The organism is Sphingomonas sp. (assembly GCF_039595165.1).
In the GTDB taxonomy this organism is placed as follows: Bacteria; Pseudomonadota; Alphaproteobacteria; order Sphingomonadales; family Sphingomonadaceae; genus Sphingomonas.
Genome location: NZ_JBCNMA010000025.1, coordinates 1 through 16,702, shown reverse-complemented (window position 1 = coordinate 16,702; position 16,702 = coordinate 1). Strand labels below are relative to the sequence as shown.

The following is a 16,702-nucleotide window of genomic DNA, read 5'->3' as shown; positions in this document are numbered from 1 at the left end:
GCCCTTTTCTTCATTTAGCCCCTCCCCTGAAGGGGGAGGGGCTAAGAAGCTACAGCGCCCCGTGGCAGTGCTTGTACTTGCGGCCCGAGCCGCAGGGGCACGGCGCGTTGCGGCTGACGCGGCCTTCCCAGGACGCGGGATCGTCGCTCAGCAGCTCGCCTTCCGGGCGCGGGATCTGCATCGGGGGCAGCTCGTTCGAGATCAGTCCCGCCGCCCCCGCATCCCAGTCGGCGCTGTTGTCGATGCCGGTCAGCGGGTCGATGTGCGTGGTCAGGAAGTCGGGCAGTTCGGGAAGCTCGGGCGGCGGCTGGAACTGGAACTCGGCCCAGGCCAGCGTGCGCGTCACGTCCTCGCGGATGTTGGCGAGCATGCGCTCGAACATCGCGAAGGCTTCCTGCTTATACTCGTTGATCGGCGTCTTCTGCGCATAGGCGCGCAGGTGAACCACCTGACGCAGCGCATCGAGCAGGCCGAGATGCTCCTTCCAGTGATGGTCGAGATTCTGCAGCAGGATCGACTTCTCGATCTGCATCCACGTCTCGGGATCGAGATCGTCGGACTTGGCCTTGACCCGCGCGTCGGCGAGCTCGCGCACCTTGTTCTCGACATCCTCGGGCTCGATCCCGTCGGTCTCGGCGATCCACTGCTCGATCGGCGCCTCGACGCCGAGCGTCTTGTGGACATTCTCCTTGAGCGCCTCGAGGTCCCACTGCTCGGGATAGGTCTCGGGCGGGCAGGCCTGGCCGACGATGTCGTTGACGGTCTCGGCGCGCATGTCCTCGACCACGTCGCCGACGGTCTCGGCGTCCATGATGTCGGCGCGCTGCTCGTACACCACCTTGCGCTGGTCGTTCATGACGTCGTCATATTCGACGACCTGCTTGCGGATGTCGTAGTTGCGCGCCTCGACCTTCTTCTGCGCGGTCTCGATCGCCTTGGTCAGCCACTTCGACCCGATCGCCTCGCCGTCGGCGATGTTGTTGCGCATCATCTTGGCGAACAGCGTGTCCGGGCCGAAGATGCGCAGCAGGTCGTCGTCGAGGCTCAAGTAGAAGCGCGACAGGCCCGGATCGCCCTGGCGGCCCGAGCGGCCGCGCAGCTGGTTGTCGATGCGGCGGCTCTCGTGGCGCTCGGTGCCGAGCACGAACAGGCCGCCGGCCTCGAGCACCTTCTGCTTCTCGGCCGCGACCTCGGCCTTGATCTGCGCGATCGCGGCCTCGCGCTCCGGCCCCTCGGGCAGGTCCTTGAGTTCGTCGTTGACGCGGAACTCGACATTGCCGCCGAGCTGGATGTCGGTGCCACGGCCGGCCATGTTGGTGGCGATCGTCACCGCGCCGAGCCGGCCCGCCTGCGCCACGATGTGCGCCTCGTTCTCGTGCTGGCGGGCGTTGAGCACCGAGTGGTCGACGCCTTCCTTGGCGAGATAGTCGGAGAGCAGCTCCGACTTCTCGATCGACACGGTGCCGACCAGCACCGGCTGGCCCTTGGCGGCATGCTCCTTGATCGTGCGCGCGATGGCGATGAACTTGTCCTGCTGGGTCTTGTAGAACTCGTCGTCCTGATCGATCCGCTGCACCGGTACGTTGGTCGGGATCGAGACGACGTTCATCTTGTAGATGTCGAAGAACTCCGGCGCCTCGGTCGCGGCGGTGCCGGTCATGCCCGCGAGCTTGGGGTACATGCGGAAGTAGTTCTGGAACGTGATCGAGGCGAGCGTCTGGTTCTCGGGCTCGATGTTGACGCCTTCCTTGGCCTCGACCGCCTGGTGCAGGCCGTCCGACCAGCGGCGGCCGTCCATCATGCGCCCGGTGAATTCGTCGATGATGATGACCTTGCCGTCCTTGACGATGTAGTCGATGTCGCGCTTGCGCATGACGTTCGCCTGCAGCGCCTGGTTGAGGTGGTGCACCACCTGCGTGTTCTCGAAGTCGTAGAGGTTGGCGCCCTGGAGCAGCCCGGCGGCCTCGAGCATGCGCTCGGCGGTCTCGATCCCTTCCTCAGTCAGGACGACGCTCTTCTGCTTCTCGTCCTTCTCGTAGAGGCTCTCGTCGAGCTGCTTCACGATCGCGTCGACGCCGATGTACAGCTCGGACTTGTCGTCGGTCGGGCCCGAGATGATCAGCGGCGTCCGAGCCTCGTCGATCAGCACCGAATCGACCTCGTCGACGATCGCCATCTTGAACGGGCGCTGGACCATCGACGCGCGGTCGTACTTCATGTTGTCGCGCAGATAGTCGAAGCCGAACTCGTTGTTGGTGCCGTAGGTGATGTCGGCGGCATAGGCTTCGCGGCGCTGGTGATCGGCGAGGTTGGGCACGATCACGCCCACGGTGAGGCCGAGGAACCTGTAGATCTGTCCCATCCACTCCGCGTCGCGCCGGGCGAGATAGTCGTTGACGGTGATGACGTGGACGCCCTCGCCCGGCAGCGCGTTGAGATAGACCGCGAGCGTCGCGACCAGCGTCTTGCCCTCGCCAGTTCGCATCTCGGCGATTTCGCCGCGGTGAAGCACGATGCCGCCGATCATCTGCACGTCGAAGTGGCGCATGCCGAGCACGCGGCGCGAAGCCTCGCGCACCGTGGCGAAGGCTTCGGGGAGGATCGCGTCGAGCTTCTCGCCGGCCGCGAGCCGCTCACGGAACTTCACCGTCTGCCGCGCGAGGTCCTCGTCGGAGAGCGCCTGCAGCGCGGGCTCGAAGCCGTTGATCTTCTGGACGATGGCCCCGAGGCCTTTGACGTACCGGTCGTTGGACGAACCGAAGAGGGACTTGGCCAAACCGCCGAGCATGATGGATTCCTGTCGTGTGAAATTGCGGGATGCGCGCCCGGAGGCCCGGGCGCATCGTCTAAAAATTCGAGGGTGGCCGCCCGCAGACCGGGCGGCGGCGCGGCTATTCGAGCCGGCGTTCGCTCGTCAGGCGCGCGGGGCGAAGCGCCGGCGCGGCATGGATGGCGAACGACGCCGCAGCGGGACGCTGCGGCAATGCGGCGGGGACGATGCTGCGGGCGGCGGTGGTGGCGGCGACCGCCTCGGCCACCGTCTCGGCGGCGCGGGTGATCGCCGTCTCGCTCTGCCGCTGCGCCGCGCGCAGGTCGCGGTCGCCGGTGAAGGCACCGGTCAGACCCGCCAGCAGCGCGGAAAGAAACAGCAGCAATTGCACGATTCTAACTCGTAACGTCCCCATGTTGCCCAGCGCTGAACGATGAGCCGTGCGGACATAGGGCGGGAGTCGGCTTCCTCCAAGCCCAAAAGCTCAATTGCGCGTCCGCACTACCTCGCACCCGACGCGCGCGTCGGGATAGACGTCGAGCTTCATCGAGCGGACCTTGACCGCGCGCACCCGCGGGTCGGCGGCGAGCGCGAGCCGCGCGACCTCGTCGCACAAAGTCTCCTGCAGCTCGATGTGCCGCGCCTCGCCAAGCGCGCGGATGCCTTCGCGGAGATAGTCATAGTCGACCACCGCCTCGATCCGGTCCTCGGGCACGCCGTCATAGGCGCAGGTCAGCCACACGCTCACCGCCACGCGCTGTGGCGCGGCGCGTTCGTGGTCGTGGATGCCGAGGCCGATCGCCACCTCGAGCCCCTCGAGCAGGATCGTGTACTCAGCCACCCGGGCGCTCCCGCGTCTCGAACATCACGTCGCCCTCGCGACGCACGAAGCGCTGTCCGCAATCGACGAAGACGTTTTGCCCGGTGATGCTCCGCGCGGTGAGGAGATGCTCGACCGTGCGCGCGATGTCCTCGGTCTCCACCGGCCGCTCGAGCAGGTTGCGCGACGCGACGCGCGCGAATTCGTCCGCGCTCTGGTCGAGCGAGGGCAAGGTCAGGCCCGGCGACACCGCATTGACCCGGATGCGCGGGGCGAGCGCCATCGCCAACAGCCGCGTCGCCTCGCCCAACGCCGCCTTGCTCAGCGTGTAGGTCAGGAAATCGGGATTGGGATTGGCGAGCTTCTGGTCGAGCAAATTGACCACCGCGCCCTCCCCTAGTCCGGTCTGCGCGGCGAGCGCCGAGGCGAGGACGAGCGGCGCGCCGAGATTGACGTGCATGTGCCGGTCGAGGCCCGCATAATCGGCCACGGGCACCGCGTCCCAGCTGAAGATCGAGGCGTTGTTGACCAGCCCCTCGACCGGGCCGCCCAGGGCCGCCGCGGCCGCCTGCACCAGCCCGCGCGTCTCCGCCGCATCGGCGAGGTCGGCGGCGACCAGCACCACGCCGAGTTCGGCGGCGAGCGCCTCCGCCTCGTCATGCGAGTCATGATGATGCACCGCGACCTGATGCCCCGCCGCCGCGAGGTGGCGCACGATCGCCGCCCCGATCCGCCGCGCGCCGCCGGTGACGAGAACCCTCATGCCCCGCGCTCCGTTCGCCCTGAGCTTGTCGAAGGGCCGGTAACGGCACGACGCCGATTTGTCAGGCCACGCCCTTCGACAGGCTCAGGGCGAACGGTCGGGATATTGGCGGCCCGGCGCATCAATAGCCCATCAGCGCCAGCACTTCCTTGCGGCTGCGCTCGTCCTCGCGGAACACGCCCATCATGCGGCTAGTGACCATGCCGACGCCGGGGGTGCGCACGCCGCGCGCGGTCATGCAGGCATGGCTCGCCTCGATCACCACCGCGACGCCAGCCGGGTGGAGGTGGTTCCAGATACAGTCGGCGACCTCCGCGGTCAGCCGCTCCTGGACCTGCAGCCGCCGGGCATAGGCATGGAGCACGCGCGCGAGCTTGGAGATGCCGACGACATGGTGCTGGGGGAGGTAGGCGATCGAGGCCTTGCCGATGATCGGCGCCATGTGGTGCTCGCAATGCGACTGGAACGGAATGTCCTTGAGCAGCACGATCTCGTCATAGCCGCCAACTTCCTCGAACACGCGGCTGAGGTGATGCGCCGGGTCCTCGCCATAGCCCTGGCAATATTCCTTCCAGGCGCGGGCGACACGCTTCGGCGTATCGATCAGCCCCTCGCGATTCGGGTCGTCGCCGGCCCAGCGCAGCAGCGTGCGCACCGCCTCGGCGACCTCGTCGGGGACGTCGATCTTGGGCAGCGGGGCGACGATGTCGCCGTCGTCGGGTTCGTCGTGGTCGTGAACGCTCATGGTCGTGGCCGCCTCATCCTTTGCGCCTGACGCTACGGCAAGCGCACTTGCCTGTGTTGCGCTTCGGCAACAACCTTTCCCGAACCGGAATAGCAAGCATTTCCGCGGGATTCCTAGCGTGATTTGACGTTGACGTAAGGATTCCGGGAGCGGTAGCTTCCGCAACAACTTAGACAGGTGACCGCCAAAGCAGCGGCGCCGCCCAGAGAGGAGGCCTTTCATGCGGAAGTTCCAACTGCTCACCGCGTCCGCCATCGCGCTGATGGCCACGGCTCCCGCCTTCGCGCAGGAGACGCCCGCCCCCGCCCCGGAGGAGACGACCCAAGCCGATGAGGGCGAGGTCGTCGTCACCGCCACCGGCCGCGCGCAGGTCGCGCAGGACGTGCCGATCGCGGTCAGCGTGGTCGGCGCCGAGCAGCTCGAGAATACCGGCGCCAGCGACATCCGTGGCTTGCGCCAGGTCACGCCGAGCCTTCAGGTGACCACCGGCCAGTCGGCCGCGACCGGCGTGGTGCTGCGCATCCGCGGCATCGGCACCGCGGGCGACAACCCCGGCTTCGAGCCGGCGGTGGGTGTGTTCATCGACGGCGTGTTCCGCGCCCGCGCGGGCGTCGCGCTGGCCGACCTGCCCCCGATCGACCGCGTCGAGGTGCTGCGCGGTCCGCAGGGCACGCTGTTCGGCCGCAACACCTCGGCCGGCGCACTCAGCATCACCACCCAGGGCCCCTCGTTCGACCTCGGCGGCTATGTCGAGGGCAGCTACGGCAACTATAACGAGATCGAGGTCAAGGCCGGCCTCACCGGCGGGGTGAGCGAGCAGCTCGCGCTGCGCGTCGACGGCGGCTATCATAAGCGCGACGGCTACATCACCGATCCCAACACCGGGCGCGACTTCAACAATGTCGACCGCTGGTTCGTGCGCGGCCAGGCCAAGTTCGAGACGACCAACGTCGTCTTCCGCCTGATCGGCGACTATGCCGAGACCGACGAAGCATGCTGCGGCGCGCTCAACACCGGATCGGGCTTCGTGCTCCTGCCCTCGGGCGTCGACACCACGACCGCGGGCGGCGTACTGGGCTTCGTCACCAGCAACCTGATCCAGGCGCTTGCCGCCAATCCGGCGGCGGGCGGCGCGGCCGGCCGCATCGGCATCGTCCGTCCGTTCGATCCCGAAGGCCGCCAGATGGCGACCTCACCCAACCGCGACCTCACCGAGCGCGTCAAGGAATGGGGCGTGTCGGGCCAGCTCGACTGGGATCTGGGCGACGTCGCGCTCACCTCGATCACCTCGTGGCGCGACTGGAAGGCGACGCGCAGCCAGGACATCGACTTCTCGGGCCTCGATCGCGCCTATCGCGACGGGTACAAGACCGGCATCCGCGACTTCACCCAGGAAATCCGCCTCAAGGGCAGCGCGTTCGACGGCAAGCTCGACTGGCTGGTCGGCGGCTTCTACCTCAACGAGAAGCTGACGCTGACCGACGTGGTCCGCTTCGGCACCCAGACCGACCAGTTCGTCGACGGCATCGTCAACCAGCTCACCCGCAGCGTGGCGCTGCCGAGCGGCGCGCAGCTGTTCGGCACCCTTCCCGGCGTGCCGCTGATGGGCCAGGTACTGCTCGCCAGCAACCCGGCGCTCGCAGCAGCCGCCGCCGCGCAAGGGCCGGCGGTGCTCGCGACCTTCCTCCAGCCGATCCCGCGCACCCCCGACGGCGCGGGCCAGCAGGCCGACCGCTACACCGTGGATACCGAGGCGTTCGCGGTCTTCACGCACAACATCATCAACATCACCGACAATGTCTCGCTGACGCTCGGCCTGCGCTGGAACCATGAGACCAAGGACATCAACGCCGATCTCAACGCGGCGGTCCCGGCCTGCTCCTTCTGGCTCAACCCGAACGCCGCGCTGTATCGAGGGGCGCTGAATGCCGCCGGGCTGTTCAGCCTCGCGCATCTCTACACCTGCAACCCGACGATCAACTCGGAGTTCAACGGAACCTATAACGGCGACCGCAGCGAGGATGAGTTCACCGGCACCGCCAAGCTCGCGTTCAAGCTCAACGACGACGTGCTGCTCTACGGCGGCTATGACCGTGGCTACAAGTCAGGCGGCTACAATCTCGACCGCGGCTCGTTCGACTCGGTCCTGCTCGGCGGCAACGGCGCGCAGGTCACCGATCTCGAGTTCAACAACGAGACGGTCGACGCGTTCGAGGTCGGCTTCAAGACCAATCCGCTGCGCGGCTTCCAGTTCAACGTCGCCGGCTTCTACCAGACGTTCAAGGGCTATCAGAACCTCCAGTTCGAGGGTTCGCGCTTCGTGGTGCGCAACTTCGACAAGGTGATCTCGAAGGGGATCGAGCTTGAATCGGTGATCCGTCCGACCTCGGACCTGACCTTCGCGCTCAACTACACCTTGCTCGAGACCGAGGTGCGCGATCCGCTCGCGGGATCGGACAATGGCAAGCCGCTGACCAACTCGCCGCGCAACGTGATCACCGGCGCGATCACCTGGACGCCGCAGCTCAGCGACAATGTCGGCGCGCTGTTCCATGTCGACTGGCGCACCAACAGCGACGCGAACACGATCAACAACCCGATCGCGCGGCCGTTCACCACCAATGATGGCTACAGCATCGTCAATGCGCGCGTCGGCCTGAACTTCGGCGAGGGCGGCCGGTTCGGGATCGAAGCCTATGTCGAGAATCTGTTCGACACCTACTACAACATCACCTCCTTCCCCATTCCGGAGCAGGGCAGCAGCTTCGCGGTCTATCCGTCGCCGCCGCGCTTCTATGGGGTGAAGGCGCGGGTGCGCTTCTGAACGGGACCAGCCGGTCGCTATCGGCGACAGGAGGGCGCGTCCGGGAAACCGGGCGCGCCCTTGCCGTTTATCCTTCCGAAAGGAGAATCGGCATGACCAAGTCGTTCAAGGCGGGCGACCGCGTATCGTGGAAATCGCATGGAGGCACCGCAAAAGGCGAAGTTCTCCACAAACAAACGTCGGATATGGTCTTGAAAGGCCATCAAGTACGTGCATCACTGGCGGAACCACAGTACATCGTCACCAGCGACAACGGTGGGAAAGCAGCCCACAAACCGTCGGCGCTGACCAAGATTTGAGCCGGGGGCTAATCACCGGCTCGCAGAGGAGAAAAAAATATGGCGGAAAAGAAGGCATCCGGCGGGGCCCGTGGCGGCATCGCGAAGCCCGTCACCCCCTCGGCCGACCTTGCCGCGATCGTCGGCGCCGGTCCGCTGCCGCGCAGCGAGATCGTCAGCAAGATGTGGGACCACATCAAGAAGAACAATCTCCAGAACCCCGCCAACAAGCGCGAGATCCTGGCCGACGACAAGCTGAAGAAGGTCTTCGGCGGCGACAAGGCGACGATGTTCGAGCTGAACAAGCACATCGCCAAGCACGTCAGCTGATCGGCGACCGGCATTTCTGCCGGTCAGGACAGCGGAAAGCCCCCGAGGTTCGCGCCTCGGGGGCTTTTTCTATGCGCGCGGCTGCTCAGCCCGCCACCGGTTGCGCCACGCGCACGACCGTCAGGTTGCGCTCGCGCCCGTCGCGGTCGGGCCACAGGATCTGCTGGCCTTCGGCGAGCCCGATCAGCCCCGCTCCGATCGGGGTCAGGATGGATATGCGGCCTGCGGCGATGTCGGCGTCCTGCGGCCAAGCCAGGGTCACGACGCGCGTGACGCCGCTGGCCTCATCGCGAAACTCGACTTCGGCGCCCATCGTTACCACGGCCGCCGGCATTGCGGCGGCTCGGTGCAGCTTCGCGCGGGTGACTTCGCGCAGCAGCAACTCGCTGACCTGCGGCATCGCAGCCTCGACGTTCAGGGCCAGCTCGGAAAGGCGCTCGGCCTCGGTATCGATCATATGGATTTGCGGCCGGGTCCGGGCCGCACGGGTCGCGCTCATCGTCGCTCTCCTGTGTAACGGGAACGCGCCTCCCCGGATGAGGAGGCGCCCGGATCATCGATCCTTTGCCCCGAGCTCCTCAGGGCGTGCCGCAGAGAGCCCGGGGCTAGTTGCCCGCCAGGAGTTGTCCCGCATGGGTGCGGTATCGCCGCCGGTGATCGGAACAGGACATGCGACGACGATGTACGCCATCGTCGCTCAAGTCCACCCCTACCAGCTGAAGCGCAGCGATCCGGTCACGGTGCGCGCTGCGCCGAAATAGCAGCTGTTGTTGAACGGGCAGGCGCTGACGTGGCGCGTGTCGAACAGATTGGCCGCGTTGACCGCGAGGCTGATCCCGGTGAGCGCGCCGCTCGCCTTGCCCAGATCATAACCGATCACCGCGTCGACCAGCGTGAACGAGTCCGTAGTAAAGCGCTGGAAAGTCGCGAGGCCGTTGATCACGGCATATTGGGTGGTGCCGTCCGACCCGCCGACATAGCGCGCCCCGCCGCCCAGCGTGAGCCCGCCCAGCGGTCCGGTCACGGCCGGGTTGCGGCCGAAATCATAGGACAGGAAGCCCGACGCCAGCCACTCGGGCGTGCCGAGCTGGCGGGTGCCCGTGGTGGTCGGGACGGCGCCGGTGGTGGCGCTCGCCGGGATCGCGGGCACGCCCTGGGTGATGATCGCATCGGTGTAGCTGCCCGAGAGGATGACATCGAGACCGGGGACGATCTCGCCCCGTCCTTCCAGCTCGACGCCGCGCACGCGCACCTCGCCAATCTGGATCTGCGCGTTGGCGGGAATGCCGCCCGTGCCGGCCGCGGGATCGCCCACCGGCACCTTCTGGCGCCGCAAGTCATAGACCGAGGCGGTGAAGATCGCGCTGGTACCTTTGGGCTGGAATTTGAGCCCGGCCTCATACTGGCGGCCGGTGACGGGCTCGAACGGCTGGCCGTCCCAGGTCGTGCCCGTCTGCGGCTCGAACGATTCCGAATAGCTGACATAGGGCGAGAGGCCGAACTCGAACTCGTAGAGCGCACCGAGCCGCGCGGTGAAGGCGCTCTGGGACAGAAAGGTTGCCGCACCGTTCCCACCCGCCGCGAGTTTCTTGTTGCGCGTCGTCTGATCGTACCAGTCGAAGCGGCCGCTCGCGATCAGCTGGAGCCGCCCGATCGCGATCTGGTCCTGCAGGTAGAGGCCGACCTGAGTGCGCTTGCCATAGGTGTTGATGTAGCTGGACGACAGGACGGTGAGATCGAAGCTCGGCAGCGTACCGCCGTAGACCGGGTTGAACAGGTCGAGCCGCGGGACGCTCTTCAGCGGATCGGCGGCGACGTCGGTGTTGAACTGCTGGAAATTCTCGCCGGTGATGTTCTGATAGTCGATGCCGGCGAGGACGTTGTGCCGCAGCGGACCGGTCGCGAACTTGGCCGCGACATGGTTGTCGAGCGTCAGCGTATCGAAGTCCTCGTCCGCGCCGCCGCCGCCGCGAGTGATCGTCGAATAGTCGCTGCTGAGGCCATCGGCCGCGCGCGCGAAGCCCGCGACATAGAGCTGGCGGTAGCTCAGCTCGTTGTTCTGGAAGCGCAGGTTCGAACGGAAGCTCAGGCTATCGTTGAACTCGTGGCGGAAAAAGGCGGCGATCGCCTTCTGCTTATGGTTGTAGCGCTCGTAACCGGGATCGCCGGTGTTGATGTCGCGCGGCAGCGCGCCCAGCGGGTTGGGCAGCACCGAGCCATAGGCCGGCACGCCCGAATAGCCGCCGCCCGAGGGCGAATGCTGATAGGCCGCGAGCAAGGTCAGGCTGGTCCGGTCGGTCGGCGCGAACGTCAGCATCGGGCTGACATGATAGCGTTCGGAGAAGGTGCCCTCGGTCAGCCCGTCGCCCTTCTGCCAGCCGCCGACGATGCGGAACAGCAGGCGGCCGTCCTTGTCGAGCGGTTGGTTGACGTCGGCCACCGCGCGCAGCGTGTCGTAATTGCCTGCCTGCAGCTCGACCCGGCCGAACGCGGTCGCCTCGGGCAGCTTGCTGACCAGGTTGACCAGGCCGCCCGGGGTCGAGTTGCCGTAGAGCACCGAGGCCGGGCCCTTGACGATGTCGATCCGCTCGACGCGGTTGAAGTCGATCTGCGGCGTCGAATAGGGCCCGGCGATCAGCCGCATGCCGTCCTGGTACACGCCCGGCGCGAAGCCGCGCAGGATGAGCTGGTCATAGCGCGTCACCATCCCGCCGCGCTGGTTGGGCGAGACGCCCGCGACATAGCCGAGCGCTTGGTTGATCGACTGGGCGTTGCGCAGCTCGAGCTCGGCGCCGTCGATCACGGTGATGCTCTGCGGCGTCTCCATCAGCGGGGTGTCGGTCTTGGTGCCGGATCCGGTGCCCCTGGTGTTGACGCCGGTGATGACCACGGTGTTGCCGTCCTGAGCGGCGTCATCCTCGCCCTCGCTCGCCGAGGCGATCGCGGGTGCCGCGAGCGCGCATGCGATCAGCGCCGCTCGCGACAGACCGGACCCAATCTTCCCGTGGCGGCGAACGAACATACGACACTCCTGCTATTGATAACGATTCGCAGGAGCCGTTAAAGGTCACACAAGTTTTTGCAAGCGCGAAAGGACGGCCTGCCGTGCGCGCGGGGACGTTGCACGATTGATGGAAAAATGGTGACCCCGGCGCGATTCGAACGCGCGGCCCTCAGATTAGGAATCTGATGCTCTATCCTGCTGAGCTACGGAGTCACTCGCGCCCCAATAACCGGGTTTGGAAGGCCCCGCCAACCCTGTTTACGACGGCGAGATCGGAGCTGAAGCAGCCCTCCCGGCCAGGGGAGGTGGCGCCGGAAGGGGAAGGACGGCGGCATCCTGGCCACTGGCCTCGTCGCTTCCGCCCCCTTCCGTCAGGCTGCGCCTGGCGGGGGAAGATTTTCGGGCGCCTAGTTGCGCTGTTCGGGCGGCACCACGGGCAGCGGCAACGGCGCGACCGGCACGCCCTCGTCGATCAGCGCCCTCGCCTCGTCGATGCTCGCCTGGCCGTGGATCGGCGCATGCGCCTCCTCGCCGAGATGCATCGCGCGGGCCTTGTCCGCGAAGGCGACGCCGACCCATTGCGAGCCCTGGAGCATCTTCGCCTGCGCCTCGGCGATGGCGGCCATCAGCTGCCGGGGATCGGGCTTGCCGGCCGCGGGCGCATTGTCCGCGCGCCGATTGCCCTTGGCAGCGACGTTGGGCGCCATCACCGCCTTGTCGACCGCGGTGTCGCCGCACAGCGGACAGGCGACCAAGGCACGTTCGCGCTGGCTCGCATAGTCCGCGCTCGATCCGAACCACGCCTCGAACACATGGCCCGCGCCGCAGCGAAGGTCGAAAACGATCACGTCACCACCACCGGCGGGATCGCGCGGCGGTGCGCGATCGCGGGCACGCGCGAACGCACGTCCGCAACCTGCGCGGGATCGATCTCGGCGAAGCCCAGCCCGGCGCCCTCGCCCAGGTCGAGCAGCACCTCGCCCCACGGATCGATCGCGAGGCTGTGGCCATAGGTGGCGCGGCCGTCTTCATGCTCGCCGGCCTGCGCCGCGGCGATGACGTGCACTCCGGCCTCGATCGCGCGCGCGCGTAACAGCACATGCCAGTGCGCCGCACCGGTCGGCCGGGTGAACGCCGCCGGCACCGAGAGCAGCGTCGCGCCGGCATCGGTCAGCGCGCGGAACAGATCGGGGAAGCGCAGGTCGTAGCAGATCGCGAGCCCGAGCAGCCCGAGCGGCGTTTCCACCACCGCCGCGCCCGTTCCCGGCGCATAGGCCTCGGATTCGCGCCAGCGCTCGCCGGTCGGGAGGTCGACGTCGAACAGATGCAGCTTGTCGTAGCGCGCGCGGATCGCGCCCGCGCCGTCGATCACGAAGCCGCGGTTGACGAAGCGGCCGTCCGCCTCGCCCTTGAGCGCGAGCGAGCCGAGATGCACCCAGACGCCGTGCTTCGCCGCCGCCTCGCGCACCGCCGCCAGAACGCGATCATCCGCCTCGGCCACGATATTCCCGGCCGCGCGCTCGCGATCGCGATCGACCAGCCCCGACATCTCGGGCGTGAACAGCATCGCGGCGCCGTCCGCAGCGGCCTGCGCCACGCCGTCCGCGAGCGTGTGCGCATTGACGAGCGGGTCGATCCCGCTCGTCATCTGGAGGATCGCGGCCTTCATCGTCCGAGCAGCGCGTCCAGCCTGCCCTCGCGCTCGAGCGCGGCGAGATCGTCGGACCCGCCGATATGCGCGCCGTCGATGAAGATCTGCGGCACGGTGCTGCGGCCGTTGGCGCGCTGGAGCATCTCCTGCCGCTTGGGTCCGCCCATCGTCAGGTCGAACTCCTCATAGTCGACGCCCTTGCTGTCGAGCAGCGCCTTGGCCCGCGCGCAGAAGCCGCAGAATGCCTTGGTATAGATTTCGATCTTCGCCATCGCCCTGAGGTGAGTGCCCGGCCCGCGCTTGTCAATCGGCCCAAGAGTCGTCGGCGCCGGGATCGAGCACCCGCGTCCAGCACAGGATGGTCACCCGCGCCGCGCCCGCGCGTTTGAGCACGCGCACGCAGGCATCGGTGGTCGCGCCGCTGGTGAAGACGTCGTCGACCAGGACGACGGAGCGGCCCTTGATCCGCTCGCGCGCGCCGGGCGCGACCGCGAAGGCACCCGCGACGGCCTTGGCACGGCCACGCACGCCCAGACCACGCAGCACCGGAGTCGCCTTCGTCCGGCGCAACAGATCGAGCTCGAGCGGGACGCCGCGCAGGCGCGCCAGCTCGCGCGCGATCAGCGCCGCCTGGTTGAAGCCGCGGCTCCAGATGCGCCAGCGGTGGAGCGGCACCGGCACGAGCATCTCGGCATCCTCGGGCAGCAATCGCGCCATCAGCCGCGCGGCGGTCGCGGCATAAGCGGTGCGCCCGGCATATTTGAGCTTGAGCACCAGCGCGCGCGCCGCCGGGCCATAGGCCACCGCCGCGCGCACGCCGTCATGGACGGGCGGCGCGGCGAGGCACTGGCCGCACAGCGCCTGCGCGCCGCGGTCGAACTCGAACGGCAGGTTGCACGCCGCGCACCAGGGCGGCGCGATCAGCGTGAACTGTGCCCAGCACGGCGCGCAGAAGCGATGGTCGGCCTCGACCACTTCGCCGCAGCCCGGGCAGCGCGGCGGAAGCGCCAGCGCGACGAGGTTCAGGATCGGTTGGCGTGCCCCCACGCGCTTCTTGTCGCGCGCGGACGAAACCGGCACAAGCCGCCCCGTGACCGCCGCCGTGACTCCGCCCGAAATCTTCGACCGCGCCCGCCGCCGCGCCCGCCGCGACCGCGCCGCCCCGCTGTTCGCCGAAGCGTCGTTCATCCGCGACTGGATGCTGGAGGGGATTTCCGAGCGGCTCGACGCGGTGCGCCGCGAGTTCACCGATGTGCTCGACCTCGGCTGCTTCGACGGCGGCTTCCTCCCGCCACCCGGTGCGCGCGTGACGCGAATCGATGCGGGCGAACGCTTCGCCGCGATGACGGGCGGAATCCAGGGCGACGAGGACCGGCCGTACGTTCCCGAGGGCAGCTTCGACCTCGTCATCGCCGCCGGCAGCCTCGACACGGTCAACGACCTGCCCGGTGCGCTGGCGCTGATCCGCCGCGCGCTGCGCCCCGACGGGCTGTTCCTCGGCGCGTTCCTCGGCGGCGTCACCCTGTCCACGCTGCGCAGCGTATTGCTCGAGGCCGAAGCCGATCGTCCGGCGGCGCGCGTCCACCCGCAGGTCGACGTGCGCGCGGCGGGCGATCTGCTCGTCCGCGCCGGGTTCGCGCTGCCGGTCGCCGACGTCGAGAGCCTGGATGTCCGCTATACCGACCTGTTCGCGCTGGTCCGTGACCTGCGCGGCATGGCCGGCACCAGCTTGCTGCCCGCGCCCCCGCCACTCAGCCGCGCGACCGTCGCGCGCGCCGCCGCGGCATTCGCTGCGCGCGGCGATGCCGAAGGACGGACGACCGAGCGCTTCGACGCGATCTTCGTCACCGGCTGGGCGCCCGATCCCTCGCAGCCCCAGCCGGCGCGGCGCGGCTCGGCGACCGCGTCGCTCGCCGCGGCACTCAAGCCGAAGCCCTAGATCAGCGCTTCGAGCAGGCCGATCAGCGGCTTGTCGGCGGGCGGCATCTCCAGCCGGTGCAGCTCGAGCGGGCGCACCCATTTGAGCGCGGTCGCATGCCGCGGCTGCGGCACGCCGCTCCATTTGCGCAGCGCGTAGAGCAGCAGCAGCAGATGCCGTTCGCCCAGCGCTTCGCTGGCGAAGGTCGCGGGGGCGAGGCAGGCGCGCTCGACGCCGATGCCCAGTTCCTCCTCCAGCTCGCGGCACAACGCCGCCTCGGGCAGCTCGCCGGGATCGACCTTGCCGCCGGGGAATTCCCACAGCCCGGCCATCGGCTTGCCGGGCGGGCGCTGCTGCACCAGCACCCGGCCCTCGCCGTCGACCAGCGCCGCCGCGACGACCATCAACGGGCCAGGCATCGGCGGTTCCGGGCGCATCGCCTCCGAATCGGAGTTTCCAGTTTGTAGCATCGACATTTCGTTAATCTTGAATCCCTAGATTCCGGTAATCCCGATTGGAGAAAGTGCGTCCATGCGTGCGCTGAAATCACTGCCTGGACACCTTGCCCGCTGCCCGCTGCTCCGTTGCGAGCGCGCCGCGACCGCAGTCGAATATGGCCTGATCCTCGCGCTCATCGTCCTCGCCATGATGCTGGCGCTGATCGAACTCGCCGGCACCACCACGGGCATGTGGAACAAGGTCAGCGCCGCCGTCCAGAGCGCGCGCTGATCTTTCGCGCGACTCGCGGCGTCTAAGGTCTTTGTTAACTTCCGCCCCGTAATTTCCGTAGTTGCTGGACCGGGGGGACTTCATCCCGCGTGCAGCCGGGTAACTGAAGCTTGTGAACAGGATGGAGACCGGTATGAACACGATCCGCAAGATTTTCGGCAACAAGAAGGGCGCCACCGCCATCGAGTACGGCCTGATCGCCGCTCTGATCGCCGTTGCCGCGATCGCCGCGATGCAGGGCCTGGGCAACCAGCTCAAGACCACCTTCACCAACGTTTCGTCGAACATGAAGGCGTCGTAAGACCCTCATTTCGAAGAAAAGATTGGGGGCGGCGAACTTCGGTTCGCCGCCCCTTTTTCGTGCCGGAGCTAAGCCTGGTAAAGCGATTCTCCCACATGCTTCGCGACGCGCGGTCACGGCCACGGCCATCGAGTACGGCCTGATCCCCGTCGCCAAGAAGACGTTCTCCAACGTCTCCTCGAACATGAAGGCCAGCTGAGATCGCCCGGGGTGACACCGTCACCCCGCTGAATGTCAGGCGCGGCCCATTGCGAGGAACTTGGCGCGGCGGTTCTGGCGCAATACCGTAGCGTCCTGCCCGGCAAGCTCGCCGAGCGCGGCCTCGATCGCATCGCCGAGCGAATCGATCGCGGCGTCGCGGTCGCGATGCGCCCCGCCGAGCGGCTCGGGCACGATCGTGTCGATCACGCCGAGCTCCTTGAGATGCTGCGCGGTCACCTTCATCGCCTCGGCCGCCTCGGCCGCCTTGTCGGCGGTGCGCCACAGGATCGAGGCGCAGCCCTCGGGCGAGATCACCGAATAGACGGCGTGCTCCATGGACTGGCTGAGGAAGGCGGTGGCCACCTGGC

17 protein-coding genes, 1 tRNA gene and 2 pseudogenes are annotated in these 16,702 nt (G+C 67.8%); 6 read left to right on the top strand and 14 right to left on the bottom strand.

Annotated elements, in window-relative coordinates; genetic code table 11:
* Positions 1–49: 49 nt before the first annotated feature.
* From secA to folE, 5 genes and pseudogenes are all read right to left on the bottom strand, one after another.
* Positions 50–2,788, bottom strand: a complete 2,739-nt coding sequence (secA, locus tag ABDV68_RS06775) for a preprotein translocase subunit SecA (RefSeq protein ID WP_343518977.1) — start codon at positions 2,786–2,788, stop codon at positions 50–52.
* Positions 2,789–2,891: 103 nt separating this feature from the next.
* Positions 2,892–3,155, bottom strand: coding sequence for a hypothetical protein (locus ABDV68_RS06770; RefSeq protein WP_343518976.1), 264 nt, complete (start codon positions 3,153–3,155; stop codon positions 2,892–2,894).
* A 99-nt stretch (positions 3,156–3,254) separates the two neighbouring features.
* Entirely contained in the window at positions 3,255–3,611 is a 357-nt protein-coding gene (locus ABDV68_RS06765) for a dihydroneopterin aldolase (protein WP_343518975.1), read from the bottom strand.
* Positions 3,604–4,362 (bottom strand): annotated as a pseudogene (locus tag ABDV68_RS06760) (SDR family oxidoreductase); the annotation flags it as partial. The pseudogene ABDV68_RS06760 and the gene ABDV68_RS06765, both read right to left, overlap by 8 nt.
* Before the next feature lie 112 nt (positions 4,363–4,474).
* Entirely contained in the window at positions 4,475–5,098 is a 624-nt protein-coding gene (folE, locus tag ABDV68_RS06755; RefSeq protein WP_343518974.1) for a GTP cyclohydrolase I FolE, read from the bottom strand.
* Between the two features lie 220 nt (positions 5,099–5,318).
* Here folE and ABDV68_RS06750 point away from each other — a divergent pair, with 220 nt between their 5' ends.
* The 3 genes from ABDV68_RS06750 to ABDV68_RS06740 all read left to right on the top strand — a co-directional run bounded on the left by ABDV68_RS06750 (position 5,319) and on the right by ABDV68_RS06740 (position 8,530).
* On the top strand, positions 5,319–7,922 hold the full coding sequence (locus tag ABDV68_RS06750; protein WP_343518973.1) for a TonB-dependent receptor: 2,604 nt from the start codon (positions 5,319–5,321) through the stop codon (positions 7,920–7,922).
* A 92-nt stretch (positions 7,923–8,014) separates the two neighbouring features.
* Complete coding sequence (locus ABDV68_RS06745) at positions 8,015–8,221, top strand: DUF2945 domain-containing protein (RefSeq protein ID WP_343518972.1); 207 nt, start codon at positions 8,015–8,017, stop codon at positions 8,219–8,221.
* A 39-nt stretch (positions 8,222–8,260) separates the two neighbouring features.
* Positions 8,261–8,530 (top strand): SWIB/MDM2 domain-containing protein, encoded by a 270-nt coding sequence (locus tag ABDV68_RS06740; protein WP_066574787.1) that lies wholly within the window; start codon positions 8,261–8,263, stop codon positions 8,528–8,530.
* Positions 8,531–8,615: 85 nt separating this feature from the next.
* Here ABDV68_RS06740 and rnk read toward each other — a convergent pair whose 3' ends face one another.
* The 7 genes from rnk to ABDV68_RS06705 all read right to left on the bottom strand — a co-directional run bounded on the left by rnk (position 8,616) and on the right by ABDV68_RS06705 (position 14,265).
* Positions 8,616–9,029, bottom strand: a complete 414-nt coding sequence (rnk, locus tag ABDV68_RS06735; RefSeq protein WP_343518971.1) for a nucleoside diphosphate kinase regulator — start codon at positions 9,027–9,029, stop codon at positions 8,616–8,618.
* A gap of 210 nt (positions 9,030–9,239) precedes the next feature.
* Entirely contained in the window at positions 9,240–11,552 is a 2,313-nt protein-coding gene (locus ABDV68_RS06730) for a TonB-dependent siderophore receptor (protein ID WP_343518970.1), read from the bottom strand.
* A gap of 118 nt (positions 11,553–11,670) precedes the next feature.
* Positions 11,671–11,747, bottom strand: a tRNA-Arg gene (locus tag ABDV68_RS06725).
* 194 nt (positions 11,748–11,941) lie between these two features.
* Positions 11,942–12,382 carry a DUF1178 family protein gene (locus ABDV68_RS06720; RefSeq protein WP_343518969.1) on the bottom strand — a complete coding sequence of 147 codons (441 nt, stop codon included), beginning with the start codon at positions 12,380–12,382 and terminating at the stop codon, positions 11,942–11,944.
* Positions 12,379–13,203 carry a carbon-nitrogen hydrolase family protein gene (locus ABDV68_RS06715; RefSeq protein WP_343518968.1) on the bottom strand — a complete coding sequence of 275 codons (825 nt, stop codon included), beginning with the start codon at positions 13,201–13,203 and terminating at the stop codon, positions 12,379–12,381. Before ABDV68_RS06715 ends, ABDV68_RS06720 begins: the two co-directional genes overlap by 4 nt.
* Entirely contained in the window at positions 13,200–13,457 is a 258-nt protein-coding gene (gene grxC, locus ABDV68_RS06710) for a glutaredoxin 3 (protein ID WP_343518967.1), read from the bottom strand. The genes ABDV68_RS06715 and grxC overlap by 4 nt, the downstream gene beginning before the upstream one ends.
* A 31-nt stretch (positions 13,458–13,488) precedes the next feature.
* The gene (locus ABDV68_RS06705; RefSeq protein WP_343518966.1) at positions 13,489–14,265 is read right to left on the bottom strand and encodes a ComF family protein; all 777 of its coding nucleotides are present in this window, start codon (positions 14,263–14,265) and stop codon (positions 13,489–13,491) included.
* 22 nt (positions 14,266–14,287) lie between these two features.
* On the opposite strand from ABDV68_RS06705, the gene ABDV68_RS06700 reads away from it, so the two are divergent.
* The gene (locus tag ABDV68_RS06700) at positions 14,288–15,124 is read left to right on the top strand and encodes a methyltransferase domain-containing protein (protein ID WP_343518965.1); all 837 of its coding nucleotides are present in this window, start codon (positions 14,288–14,290) and stop codon (positions 15,122–15,124) included.
* On the opposite strand, the gene ABDV68_RS06695 is transcribed toward ABDV68_RS06700, so the two are convergent.
* A complete protein-coding gene (locus ABDV68_RS06695) occupies positions 15,121–15,522 on the bottom strand; it encodes a (deoxy)nucleoside triphosphate pyrophosphohydrolase (protein WP_343518964.1) in 402 nt (133 codons plus the stop codon). The genes ABDV68_RS06700 and ABDV68_RS06695 overlap by 4 nt on opposite strands.
* A gap of 112 nt (positions 15,523–15,634) precedes the next feature.
* Between ABDV68_RS06695 and ABDV68_RS06690 the strand changes: the two genes are divergently transcribed.
* Positions 15,635–15,832: a Flp family type IVb pilin gene (locus tag ABDV68_RS06690; protein WP_343518963.1), complete on the top strand. Its 198-nt coding sequence runs from the start codon at positions 15,635–15,637 to the stop codon at positions 15,830–15,832.
* A 133-nt stretch (positions 15,833–15,965) separates the two neighbouring features.
* The gene (locus ABDV68_RS06685) at positions 15,966–16,133 is read left to right on the top strand and encodes a Flp family type IVb pilin (protein ID WP_066665303.1); all 168 of its coding nucleotides are present in this window, start codon (positions 15,966–15,968) and stop codon (positions 16,131–16,133) included.
* Between the two features lie 234 nt (positions 16,134–16,367).
* On the opposite strand, the pseudogene ABDV68_RS06680 reads toward ABDV68_RS06685, so the two are convergent.
* A pseudogene (locus tag ABDV68_RS06680) lies at positions 16,368–16,702 on the bottom strand (acetyl-CoA carboxylase carboxyl transferase subunit alpha); the annotation flags it as partial.